The sequence below is a fragment of the Enterococcus sp. M-BR2 genome (assembly GCF_056612775.1).
In genome coordinates, this window is record NZ_CM152743.1 from 1,512,501 (window position 1) to 1,524,914 (window position 12,414).

The 12,414-nt window shown below is 39.7% G+C and carries 11 protein-coding genes, 2 rRNA genes and 1 other RNA gene (1 of these 14 cut by a window edge); 3 read left to right on the forward strand and 11 right to left on the reverse strand.

Annotated features, from left to right (window positions below):
- The 4 genes from AC1F25_RS07405 to AC1F25_RS07420 all read right to left on the reverse strand — a co-directional run.
- Positions 1-754 (reverse strand): 23S ribosomal RNA (locus AC1F25_RS07405); it reaches 2,161 nt to the left of the window's first position.
- Positions 755-1,098: 344 nt separating this feature from the next.
- Positions 1,099-2,658: ribosomal RNA gene (locus AC1F25_RS07410) — 16S ribosomal RNA — on the reverse strand.
- Together the 16S and 23S rRNA genes form the textbook arrangement of a ribosomal RNA operon.
- 698 nt (positions 2,659-3,356) lie before the next feature.
- A complete protein-coding gene (locus AC1F25_RS07415) occupies positions 3,357-3,719 on the reverse strand; it encodes a hypothetical protein (protein WP_002310196.1) in 363 nt (120 codons plus the stop codon).
- A 75-nt stretch (positions 3,720-3,794) separates the two neighbouring features.
- Complete coding sequence (locus AC1F25_RS07420) at positions 3,795-4,175, reverse strand: CvfD/Ygs/GSP13 family RNA-binding post-transcriptional regulator (RefSeq protein WP_002290989.1); 381 nt, start codon at positions 4,173-4,175, stop codon at positions 3,795-3,797.
- 63 nt (positions 4,176-4,238) lie between these two features.
- Here AC1F25_RS07420 and AC1F25_RS07425 point away from each other — a divergent pair, with 63 nt between their 5' ends.
- Positions 4,239-5,432: a MalY/PatB family protein gene (locus AC1F25_RS07425; protein WP_479994004.1), complete on the forward strand. Its 1,194-nt coding sequence runs from the start codon at positions 4,239-4,241 to the stop codon at positions 5,430-5,432.
- A 75-nt stretch (positions 5,433-5,507) separates the two neighbouring features.
- Here the strand turns inward: AC1F25_RS07425 and AC1F25_RS07430 are convergent, their stop codons facing one another.
- Positions 5,508-6,092 (reverse strand): peptidylprolyl isomerase, encoded by a 585-nt coding sequence (locus tag AC1F25_RS07430; RefSeq protein WP_002310193.1) that lies wholly within the window; start codon positions 6,090-6,092, stop codon positions 5,508-5,510.
- A 210-nt stretch (positions 6,093-6,302) separates the two neighbouring features.
- On the opposite strand from AC1F25_RS07430, the gene AC1F25_RS07435 reads away from it, so the two are divergent.
- Together AC1F25_RS07435 and AC1F25_RS07440 are read left to right on the forward strand one after the other, a co-directional pair.
- Positions 6,303-7,301 carry an NAD(P)/FAD-dependent oxidoreductase gene (locus AC1F25_RS07435; protein ID WP_479994005.1) on the forward strand — a complete coding sequence of 333 codons (999 nt, stop codon included), beginning with the start codon at positions 6,303-6,305 and terminating at the stop codon, positions 7,299-7,301.
- Positions 7,302-7,412: 111 nt separating this feature from the next.
- Complete coding sequence (locus AC1F25_RS07440; protein ID WP_002290997.1) at positions 7,413-7,922, forward strand: phosphatidylglycerophosphatase A family protein; 510 nt, start codon at positions 7,413-7,415, stop codon at positions 7,920-7,922.
- 26 nt (positions 7,923-7,948) lie between these two features.
- Here AC1F25_RS07440 and AC1F25_RS07445 read toward each other — a convergent pair whose 3' ends face one another.
- The 6 genes from AC1F25_RS07445 to tadA all read right to left on the reverse strand — a co-directional run bounded on the left by AC1F25_RS07445 (position 7,949) and on the right by tadA (position 12,322).
- Entirely contained in the window at positions 7,949-8,608 is a 660-nt protein-coding gene (locus AC1F25_RS07445; RefSeq protein WP_002310190.1) for a TIGR01906 family membrane protein, read from the reverse strand.
- A 1-nt stretch (position 8,609) separates the two neighbouring features.
- Positions 8,610-9,374: a TIGR01457 family HAD-type hydrolase gene (locus AC1F25_RS07450; protein WP_002310189.1), complete on the reverse strand. Its 765-nt coding sequence runs from the start codon at positions 9,372-9,374 to the stop codon at positions 8,610-8,612.
- 7 nt (positions 9,375-9,381) lie between these two features.
- Positions 9,382-10,059, reverse strand: coding sequence for a YutD family protein (locus tag AC1F25_RS07455; protein WP_002310188.1), 678 nt, complete (start codon positions 10,057-10,059; stop codon positions 9,382-9,384).
- Positions 10,060-10,095: 36 nt separating this feature from the next.
- A complete protein-coding gene (locus AC1F25_RS07460; protein WP_047927849.1) occupies positions 10,096-11,481 on the reverse strand; it encodes a bifunctional metallophosphatase/5'-nucleotidase in 1,386 nt (461 codons plus the stop codon).
- Positions 11,482-11,698: 217 nt separating this feature from the next.
- Positions 11,699-11,785: signal recognition particle sRNA small type (gene ffs / locus AC1F25_RS07465), an RNA gene on the reverse strand.
- A gap of 21 nt (positions 11,786-11,806) precedes the next feature.
- Complete coding sequence (gene tadA / locus AC1F25_RS07470) at positions 11,807-12,322, reverse strand: tRNA adenosine(34) deaminase TadA (protein WP_002344017.1); 516 nt, start codon at positions 12,320-12,322, stop codon at positions 11,807-11,809.
- Positions 12,323-12,414: the final 92 nt, after the last annotated feature.

Below are 12,414 nucleotides of genomic sequence, written 5' to 3' on the forward strand. Positions count from 1 at the left end.
TACCGCACCTTCAACCTGGACATGGGTAGATCACATGGTTTCGGGTCTACGACTACATACTCAAACGCCCTATTCAGACTCGCTTTCGCTGCGGCTCCGTCTCTTCAACTTAACCTCGCATGCAATCGTAACTCGCCGGTTCATTCTACAAAAGGCACGCCATCACCCATTAACGGGCTTTGACTTGTTGTAGGCACACGGTTTCAGGTTCTATTTCACTCCCCTTCCGGGGTGCTTTTCACCTTTCCCTCACGGTACTGGTTCACTATCGGTCACTAGGGAGTATTTAGCCTTGGGAGATGGTCCTCCCGGATTCCGACGGAATTTCTCGTGTTCCGCCGTACTCAGGATCCTCCTAGGTGTCTTCCACATTTCGTCTACGGGGTTTTTACCCTCTTTGACTGACTTTTCCAAGTCATTCGACTATCTGAAAGAACGACCATATTGGAGTCCTACAACCCCAACAAGCAAGCTTGTTGGTTTGGGCTTTTCCCGTTTCGCTCGCCGCTACTCAGGGAATCGAATTTTCTTTCTCTTCCTGCAGGTACTTAGATGTTTCAGTTCTCTGCGTCTACCTCGAATGTGCTATGTATTCACACAATCGTAACATCCTATTAAAGATGTTGGGTTCCCCCATTCGGAAATCTCTGGATCATAGCTTACGTACAGCTCCCCAAAGCATATCGGTGTTAGTCCCGTCCTTCATCGGCTCCTAGTGCCAAGGCATCCACCGTGCGCCCTTATTCACTTAACCTTATCAACCTTTCGGTTGGGTTTTGATCCTTCTTCTAGCGATAGAAGTTAGATCAAGAAAATAAGCAATTGAACTTATTAAAAAACTCTATCCAGCTCACAAATCAGCCTGTGCGGCAAAAAGATCGATCGTCTCATAAAATCAAAGATTTCATGGTCGTCCGCCTATTTTGCTTCAGGCTAAACAATTTGTTTAGCTTTCAAATTCAACGCGGTGTTCTCGGTTTGTATTACTTACATTTACTTCAAATATCCAGTTTTCAATGAACAAAAGTGTTTGAGAGTAAACCTCTCAAAACTGAACAAAGTAAAAACAAATTGTGTAGTCTCCGTAATGTTCCTTAGAAAGGAGGTGATCCAGCCGCACCTTCCGATACGGCTACCTTGTTACGACTTCACCCCAATCATCTATCCCACCTTAGGCGGCTGGCTCCAAAAGGTTACCTCACCGACTTCGGGTGTTACAAACTCTCGTGGTGTGACGGGCGGTGTGTACAAGGCCCGGGAACGTATTCACCGCGGCGTGCTGATCCGCGATTACTAGCGATTCCGGCTTCATGCAGGCGAGTTGCAGCCTGCAATCCGAACTGAGAGAAGCTTTAAGAGATTAGCTTAGCCTCGCGACTTCGCAACTCGTTGTACTTCCCATTGTAGCACGTGTGTAGCCCAGGTCATAAGGGGCATGATGATTTGACGTCATCCCCACCTTCCTCCGGTTTGTCACCGGCAGTCTTGCTAGAGTGCCCAACTGAATGATGGCAACTAACAATAAGGGTTGCGCTCGTTGCGGGACTTAACCCAACATCTCACGACACGAGCTGACGACAACCATGCACCACCTGTCACTTTGCCCCCGAAGGGGAAGCTCTATCTCTAGAGTGGTCAAAGGATGTCAAGACCTGGTAAGGTTCTTCGCGTTGCTTCGAATTAAACCACATGCTCCACCGCTTGTGCGGGCCCCCGTCAATTCCTTTGAGTTTCAACCTTGCGGTCGTACTCCCCAGGCGGAGTGCTTAATGCGTTAGCTGCAGCACTGAAGGGCGGAAACCCTCCAACACTTAGCACTCATCGTTTACGGCGTGGACTACCAGGGTATCTAATCCTGTTTGCTCCCCACGCTTTCGAGCCTCAGCGTCAGTTACAGACCAGAGAGCCGCCTTCGCCACTGGTGTTCCTCCATATATCTACGCATTTCACCGCTACACATGGAATTCCACTCTCCTCTTCTGCACTCAAGTCTCCCAGTTTCCAATGACCCTCCCCGGTTGAGCCGGGGGCTTTCACATCAGACTTAAGAAACCGCCTGCGCTCGCTTTACGCCCAATAAATCCGGACAACGCTTGCCACCTACGTATTACCGCGGCTGCTGGCACGTAGTTAGCCGTGGCTTTCTGGTTAGATACCGTCAAGGGATGAACAGTTACTCTCATCCTTGTTCTTCTCTAACAACAGAGTTTTACGATCCGAAAACCTTCTTCACTCACGCGGCGTTGCTCGGTCAGACTTTCGTCCATTGCCGAAGATTCCCTACTGCTGCCTCCCGTAGGAGTTTGGGCCGTGTCTCAGTCCCAATGTGGCCGATCACCCTCTCAGGTCGGCTATGCATCGTGGCCTTGGTGAGCCATTACCTCACCAACTAGCTAATGCACCGCGGGTCCATCCATCAGCGACACCCGAAAGCGCCTTTCAAATCAAAACCATGCGGTTTCGATTGTTATACGGTATTAGCACCTGTTTCCAAGTGTTATCCCCTTCTGATGGGCAGGTTACCCACGTGTTACTCACCCGTTCGCCACTCTTCTTTTTCCGGTGGAGCAAGCTCCGGTGGAAAAAGAAGCGTACGACTTGCATGTATTAGGCACGCCGCCAGCGTTCGTCCTGAGCCAGGATCAAACTCTCATAAAAAGTTCGAACAATCTTACGATTGTTAAGCTCAATTTGTTTGCTAGCATATTGCTTGCTTGTTAAAAATGTTTGTTGTCTTGAATTGAATCAAGACGCCCTACACATTTGGTTTGTCTTACTTTGTTCAGTTTTCAAAGGTCTACTTCATCGGAAATGTTTTTCCGATTTGTTTTGGCTGCCGTAGCAACTTTTATATCATATCAGAGTGACAAGTGATTGTCAACTCTTTTTTAAAAGTTTTTTCGATTTCGTTTTTCGAAATCTTTCAGCAACTCATTTATCATAACTTGTCGTTTGTTATTTGTCAAGAACTTTTTTGAAGTTTTTTTCGATAGAATCAAGCTTCGCAAGCTGTTCTTTTTTAACGACTCAGTTATCTTATCATGTCATCATAAACATGTCAATAACTATTTTTTAAGTTTTTTCAGAAACGTGATATAACGTCCACTTCGGAATCAACGCTGTTAAATTTATCATGTATTTCTTCCTTGGTCAACTATAAATTAAGCATTACTTTGTGAAATGATTTTTCGATCAATTATTATTATTCGTTATACAACCGTTTTCTACATATTTTGAAAACAAAATGCACTAAAAAATTATCTATAGCAGAACATTTCATTGTCTTTTTTGGATCAAACAATAAAAAAAAGAAGTTTGAAAAAAATTCAAACTTCTTTGCTCGCTTAATCTGTATTTTAGAAGAAAGGCACTCCCTCTACTTCGTAAGTTCCAAGAACAGAGCGCATTTGACCTGGTTCTTCCCAAATATATCCTTCGCCTAATTCTTCTCTTTGATTCTTTTGTTCAGTCTCAAAGACAAACAACGGAACATTTTCCTGATTAATATGTGTATTTGTCAATTCCATCAAACTAATCTTGCTAACATCGATATGAACTATTTCTTTTAAGAAATTAAGTATATTCGCTAAACCAGTCTTCCCTTCAGAAAGTTCCGCTAACGCAAATTCCAACTTGTCATCAATTGAATGGACCAAAAATTTTTTAGAACCATCCTCCAAATGCAACATAATTGTACCAGCAACTCTTTTGCTTGCCAAAATTTCCACCTCGATCACCTTGTTCTATGGCTTACATAAAAATTCTAGCACATTTTCAGAAAAAATACACACTTTTTATTTCTTATTTTCTTTCCGTTCTAATTCAGATAACGCTTCTTCTATCCAAATAGGTAACTGCTCCGCAATAGTGGCAAAACCGATTTTACGATTTTTATTCGTGAAATATCTTTTTCTACGATAAGGAACAGCTGGATTTGTTTTTTCTAATGTTCTTAAAGATAAACTGATTTTTTTGGAATATTCATCAATGTCGATGATCTGAACGGTTACTGGCTGCCCGACTTTTAACAATGAATGGATATTTTTCGTATAACCGGATTGTACTTCCGAAACATGAATAAGTCCTTGCGTCTCATTATCAAGAGAGACGAATGCCCCATAAGGCTGTATCCCTGTTACTTTTCCTTCAATTATTTGTCCAATTTTATAAGTCATCTAATTCCCTCTCTTCGCATTTATCATTATACTGTAAATAGCGCAAAAAAAGAAGCGACGAAAATGACTGGAGGTATTGAGATGATCGAATTTGATAAAAAGATTTCAAGAAAAGATACAGAAAGTGTAAAATGGGACGCGATTGCCGAGACATATCAAATGGATGATTTACTTCCTTTGTGGGTAGCAGATATGGATTTCTTATCTCCCGAGGGGGTAGCTAATGCGTTTAGTGAATACATCAAACACGGAATCTTTGGTTATGCCACTCTATCTGATAAACTCTATCAGGCTATCATTCATTGGGAACGTCAACGCCATGCTGTTGAGTTGACGAAAGAAAATATTGTTTTTACAAGTGGTGTGTTGACTAGTTTAGCTGCAGCAGTACAAACTTTTACAAAACCAGGCGATTCTATTTTGATTCATGACCCAGTTTATCCTCCATTTTCCTCTATTATAGAAACAAATCAACGTCACATTGTTCGAAGCTCTTTGCTAGAAAAAAATAATCATTTTGTCATGGACTTTTCTAACATGGAGAAAAAAATAGAAGAAAACAATGTAAAAGCAATGATCTTGTGCAACCCTCATAATCCAGGAGGTCGCGTTTGGAGCAAAGAAGAATTGAAACAATTAAGCGAATTGTGTTTAAAACATCGAGTGTTTCTGTTTAGTGACGAAATCCATCAAGATTTGACTTTATTCGATCATACATTTACTTCCATGCTGACGATTAATCCCGATTTGGACGATTTGCTCATTGCCTTTACTTCTGCAACAAAGACTTTCAATTTAGCTGCAATCAAAAATTCAATGGTATTTATCAAAAATCCAGAGCTGGAAGCTAAATTTGAAAAACATCTAGTGATGAATCAACAGCACGAAATCAACACTTTTGGTTTGATTGGGACTCAAGCGGCTTATGAGACCGGTGGAGAATGGTTAAACCAACTGATTCCTTACCTAGAAAAAAATGTTCAAACAGTTAATCAGTTTTTTGAACAGCATCTTCCGAAAGTGAGAATAATGAGCCCTGAAGGAACTTATTTAATGTGGTTGGATTTTACCGCTTATATTTCAGACGACCAGAAATTAGAGAATACTCTAGTGAGAAAAGGAAAAGTCGTATTAAATCCTGGTATCACATTTGGTCCTTCCGGTCATGGACATATGCGCTTGAATATTGCTTGTCCAGAAGAAACTTTACTAGAAGGACTTCATCGAATCAAGCACGCTTTAGAAACAACCGAATAAATCAGTTATCAAAGTAAAAGGACGAGACCTTACTAGGTTTCGTCCTTTTCTATAAACACTCCGTATCATACCAAACTATTCTGAAATTTCGATTGTTTCAATCACTATGTCATGTACAGGGCGGTCTTGCGGACCACGTTGCACATTTGCAATTTCATCTACTGTATCCATTCCTTCCAGTACATGTCCAAAGACTGTATGTCGGAAATCTAACCAAGGGGTTCCGCCACCTTTATACGCTTCAATGATTTCTGATGGGAATCCAGCACCTTCCAATTGTCCAAGCATATTAGCTGGCACATTTGTGTTATTTACAATAAAGAATTGGCTTCCGTTTGTGTTTGGACCTGAATTTGCCATAGATAAAGCTCCGCGAAGGTTGAACAGTTCACGACTGAATTCATCTTCAAAACTTTCTCCATAAATACTTTCTCCACCCATTCCTGTTCCAGTTGGATCGCCGCCTTGAATCATGAAATCAGGAATAACACGGTGAAAAATCACGCCATCATAATAACCTTTTTTGGAAAGTTCAATGAAATTTTGAACCGTCTTCGGTGCTAGTTCAGGGAATAATTGGACAGTAATGTCACCACGGTTTGTTTTGATAACAGCTTTTGGTCCTTTTTCACTTTTTAAATCTAGTTGTGGGAATCCCATATTGTTTCCTCCTATTATTTGCATACTTCATAAATAATAATAACATAATACCTAACCTTCCGTAAAAATACCAGATTTGTTTTTCTTTATTTTTTCATCACTGCCTGCATTCCATGAATAAATTCTATGACTGACCATTTCAACTTCAAATATTTTTGAGAAGCATTCTCAATTAAATTCTGCTATAGTGTGAAAAGGGAGGAATTTTTTATGGAAATCTATGACATTACAATTATCGGTGCAGGTCCTGTAGGGATGTTTGCCGCTTTTTATGCAGGAATGCGCCAAGCTAAAACAAAAATCATTGACAGTCTACCTCAACTTGGTGGTCAATTAGCAACATTATATCCTGAAAAATATATTTACGATATCCCAGGTTATCCAGCAATCAAAGCAAGTGAATTAATCGATCAATTAGAAAAACAGTTAACTACTTTTAATCATACATTTCATTTAAAAGAAGAAGTTCTCTCGCTTACTCGTGAAGACGAAGTTATCGAGATCACTACAAATAAAGGCATACATTATTCTAAAGCAGTCATTTTAACTTTAGGGAATGGTTCATTCCAGCCGAGAAAATTGAATTTAGATAATGCTGAAGCATTCGAAAACCACGGATTGGATTATTTCGTAAATGATTTGATGAAATATGCCGGAAAAAAAGTTGCTATTGCTGGAGGCGGCGATTCTGCTATCGATTGGGCATTGATGTTGGAGCCTATTGCAAGCGAAGTTTACCTGATCCATCGTCGTCCGGAATTCCGTGCGCATGAACATAGCGTATCGCGTTTGAAGTCTTCAACTGTCAACTTGCTTACTCCATATCTAATCGATGGATTGTCTGGCAACGCTGGAGAACTGTCAGACATCCGCTTAAAAAAAGTGAAGAGCGATGAAACAATTGATTTGATGATTGATGCTCTGATCGTCAATTATGGATTCACTTCTAATTTAGAACATCTCTCTTCTTGGGGACTTGATAGTACTAGAAATGCCATCACTGTAAAATCAGATATGTCTACTTCTATTCCAGGTGTTTATGCAGCTGGTGATATCTGTATCTATGAAGGAAAAGTGAAACTGATTGCTACTGGGCTCGGTGAAGCACCTACCGCAGTGAACAATGCTTTACACTACATTAATCCAAAAGAACGGACTCAGCCTGGTCACAGCACAAGCTTATATGATAAAAATCTTCGGCCTAGTTGATTTTTTAGATTCCTCTGTATTTCAAGCGAGATCCAAAAGCAGTTTCTTGCATTTTTTTCATGTTCCGTTAACATGAAATAGAGAAAGAAAAAATAAAGGGGGAGCAATAATATGGTCGTCAAAACTGAGACTTTAGAAGAAAAGGCAAGAGAACTATTGAAAGAACGTGGCGTAACTGTAGAAGATATCGCACAACTTGTCATGTTTTTACAAAAAGACTATATTTCTGATTTGACTTTGGCAGATTGTACTGAAAGTGTCAACAGCGTATTAACAAAACGTGAAGTACATAACGCCATTATCACCGGAATCCAATTAGATATATTAGCAGAAAAGAAAAGATTGATGGATCCGTTGCAACACATTATCGAAGATGACGAAGGTCTTTACGGTATCGATGAGATCTTAGCTTTATCAATCGTGAATGTTTACGGTACGATTGGCTTTACGAACTATGGCTATATCGATAAAGTGAAACCGGGTATTTTAAAAGAACTAAACAGCCACGATGGCGTTCATGTCCATACCTTCTTAGATGATATCGTCGGAGCAATCGCTGCTGCTGCTGCCAGTCGATTAGCACACAAAGAACCAGAAAAAAGAAGTCGACTTACTCAATAAATCAAAAAAAGAAAGAAAACGTCTATTTAGACGAGTTCTTTCTTTTTTGTTTGTTTCAAACTATTTTTCCCTAAGAAAAGAAAAATAGCAAAAAATACTTCTAATACTACAAAGAACAAGATAAAGCTATGCATGAAAAATTCTTCTGGAAGTACATTGATGATTGGATCAGTTACAGGATCGAATAACCAGTCATCGTTGTTGAAAAACGTTTCATGAAAAAGGATAAAAAAGCGATCAAATCCAATCATCATGAAAAAACCAAAAATGACTGGCAGCAACATGCCAATCTGAAACGGACGAATCAATCGCCAAAGACGATCATTCTTTTGCAAATATCTGATAAACAAAATACTTGGGATCAGAGTGATGAAAAATACAGCATAATCCACTAAAAACAAAATTTTCACTTCATAAAAATGATGAGCTCCGCTAGCAGAAACTGGAAAGTCCGGCAAACTGAGGACTGTTTGGAAGGGATTATTAAGATAATTCATCAGGTGATCAAAATTTTTCAGTAATGTCTCTTGGTCTAAAGAAGTATAATCCAAAATATGCAAATGTCCGATATCAAATACATACAGCGGTCGAAAATTGATCGTCACTCCAACTGCCAAACTGATCAGTGTCAGAAACAGGCTGAATAATCCGGCATATTCCAACCACCGCCATCTCGAATTTTTCATATTAGAAGCTCCATTCATCCAATGATCGTTTCACAAAGGTAGCTGGGATAGGCAGCCCAGGTACATCTTCTTCTTTTGTGAAACCTGATAAAACGAGCAAAGTATCGATATTATTACGTATCCCTGCTTGGATATCTGTTTCATAGTTATCTCCAACCATGATTACTTCTTCTTTTTGCAGACCTAATACTTCAACGGCTTTATCCATAATGATTGCTTCTGGTTTTCCGATATAAATTGGTGGAGTTTGGGTTGCTGTCTCGACGAAAGAGATGACTGACCCAGCTCCAGGAAGAAGACCACGTTCTGTAGGGATATTCTTATCCGGATTCGTTCCAATGAAAGTAGCCCCTTTTTGAATAGCAAGAGTTGCTTTGACGACCTTTTCATAGGTCAAATAATTATCTAGCCCTACTACTACATAGTCAGGAACCTCTTCTTCCCATGTAAATCCGGCAGCTAAAATCAAGTCAATTAATCCGGCTTCTCCGATAACATACACTTTTTTTCCTTTTCCATCTGCTTTCATGAAATCAATTGTAGCCAAAGTAGCTGTATAAACTGTTTCTGGTGCTACATGAATGTCAAACTCATCTGCTAGACGATTAGCCACTGTTTCTGGCGACTTAGTCGTGTTATTCGTAACAAATAAGAAAGGCAATTTCCTTTTTTGTAATTCTTCCACAAACCGTTTCCCTGCCGGTATAGGTTCCGTCCCGCGATAAATCGTCCCGTCTAAATCAATTAAATATCCTTTATAGTCCATTCATCCACTACTCTTCCCTTTTTCTTATCGTAAATGCTGTTTTTGTTTTTTCCACTTGATTAGATTGTTCTTGTTTTTTTACTTTTTCAGAGGTTTTTGCTGACTCTGTTTTTCGATTTTTAATAACCGGTTTTTTACGATTAGATGTGACTGGTCCTTTTTTCTCATCGATATACGCACGATTATGGTTTTTTTTCTTTTTTCGGCGCTGAGTTGTCTTTTCTTTTTTACCGCCGATTCTTTCGATGACAAAATACGCACAACCAAAATTGCAATATTCGTAAAGATAGTCTTCCAATGAATCAATTCGCTGATCCGGATGCGCCCGTCGATTATCCGCTCGGAAGAATCCTTTTAAACGTAGTTGTTCATAACCCCAATCTCCTACGATATAATCATATCGGGCTAGTACATCACTGTATCGTTCTCCCAGTTTTTCTGCATTAAATCCTTCACGATAATCGGACACAAGCCGATAATGTCTTTCGCCTACCAAAAAATTACTGTCATCTAACAGCGTCACTACTTCACCTTTGACTTTTTCTGCTTTCGGCTCCTCGACGATTTCTTCCAAAGCAGCTGTCAATTCTTCTGTGACTGTTGTTTCCTGTTCAGCTGATGATTTTTTCTTAGCAATTTCTGTTTTATGCTCAACGTTCTGCTGTTCATTTTGTTTTGCAGACATGCGTTCACCACCTATCTTTTTTATTATACCTTGTTTTTATTTGATTGGGTAGTGAGCTTTCAAGTAATCTCCTACCACGCTTCGGATAAATTCAGGAAACAAAAATTCATTTTTTCCAACAATTTCGATCGTTGGAAAAAATGGGACAAACATTAGATGATCGACGGTAGTAAAAGTATAATTTTTAGTCAGATCGACTGGCTTATTCTTCCAAAAAACTTGATGGTTAACGGAGTCATACATGATTCCATTATAGACCATCTGTCCAAAAATCTTGCCGCGAAATCCCATTCCCTTCATCGGATAGTTACGTAAAAACTGACGATTTTTTTCTATTTCTAAAACTAAACGAATCAGATCATTTCCACCCAATGTGACATTCAGCAAGTGCATTGGATGCGGCAATGCCGTGTGAAGCTGATCCTGGTTGACCCGACCTTTTGGAATTTCAGTTAAAAACAGACCACTGTTTAATATTGCGGCGTCCGTCTTTCCTCGTTCTTTTACCGCCTCAAGGGCTACTTGGATAAACGAATGCTCACTGAAGATATCTAGGCTTAAAGAAAACGGCAAATCCGCTACTTCTTTTTCTTTTAGCAGCTCATGCCCCTGTTCTAAGTAACCGTTTACCTCTTGTTCATCTTCTGTAAAAGCTGTCATTGTTTCTGTAGGGATGGCTTTGGCCGAATGCTTAAGGATTTTTTTTTCTTCATCGATGGTTAAATGGACTTCTCCTACATATTGACCGTATTTGCCAGCTGCTGCTATTTGGACATCGTTGACTACATGACCTTCTCTGAATAAATGATGGGTGTGCGAACCTAAAATAACATCAATTGCTGGTATTTCTTTTGCAATTTGTAAATCATCTTGAATCCCGAGATGACTCATCAAAACTAAAACATCCACTTGTGGACGTAAATCTTCGACTAATTCCGGCAAAATATCATATGGATTGCGTATGTCCCAGCCATTTGGATTATACGTAAGCGGGAACGGGGCAGTAAATGCAATCAAGCCAATTTTTGTCTGGTGTTTCGTTGTAATGATTTTATACGGTTTCGTCCATATCGGTGGCTGCAACGTATTTTTATCAAACAAGTTATCAAGGATGATATCAAACTCAGCATGATCATATAAGTGGTTTAGATCTTCTTTGGAATTTCCTACGCCTTCATTGTTTCCTATCGTCGCTGCATCATAACCAACTTCATTCATCAGCAAGATATTCGCCTGTCCATTCGTTGCCTCTGATAATGGATGCCAACGATCCACAAAATCACCTAGATCGACTGCAATCGTTGTCGTATTTTCTTTCTTTTCGTTTTCTCGTTTACGCTGATCTAAGAATCTTCTGATCCTTGGCCAATTTTCTAAATGTGAATGCAGATCATTCGTATGTAAAATCACTATTTTTTCCATGTGTCCTCTCGCCTCTCTTTATCTTCATCATACCACAGGCAGCTTTTTCTTCCATTGAAACAAGCTCCATTTCAGAGCTTTTCCTGTCTCGAAGCAAATTACATAAGTATAATATTCGATAAAATAGTCTGGCTAAAAGAACGAAAAACTATTCAGTTTTACAGCCTAATTATTTCTAGAAATAAAAAAAACAGACCCGAAAGTCTGTCGTCGTTTCATTATAATCAGACACATGGCGGAACCTGCTTAGTGCTGCTTCCTTCCAGACCTGACACGCTTCACAAGCCCACCATTGTCCTAGCCTTTCGGCAAAGAATAGTATACCTTATTTTTCATTCGTTGACCAGTCTTTTTTTAATTTCTTTTTTCGCTGACGTAGCTTTCGGAAAAAGTCAGTCAAAACCCTTCCGCATTCGTCTTCTAAAATGCCACCTTCTACATACGCTTGATGGTTGAATCGTTCGTCTTCCAAAAGATTCATCAAAGTGCCGGCTGTTCCGCCTTTCGGGTCATATGCACCGAAATAAACTTCTGCTACACGAGACAAAATCATCGCGCCACTGCACATAGGGCAAGGTTCCAAGGTAACAAAAAGCGACGCATTTTCTAAGCGCCAACTTCCAACTTTTTCACAGGCTTCCTTGATTGCAAACATTTCTGCATGTGTAGTAGCATCTTGTGTCGTTTCTCTAAGGTTATATCCTTTTCCAATCACTTCTCCCTCTAATACAACCACTGCTCCAATCGGAACTTCATGGAGCACTTCTGCTTTTTTTGCTTCTGCCAATGCAAGGCGCATCCATTTTTCTTTATCTACTGCATCAAGATTTGTATTAACCAATTAACCTTCCCTGCCTTTGTTTTTTCTTGTTTTACTTTAGCATATGACAAAAAGGCTGTAACTAACTTTTTTTTCTATGGTAAAATAAATAC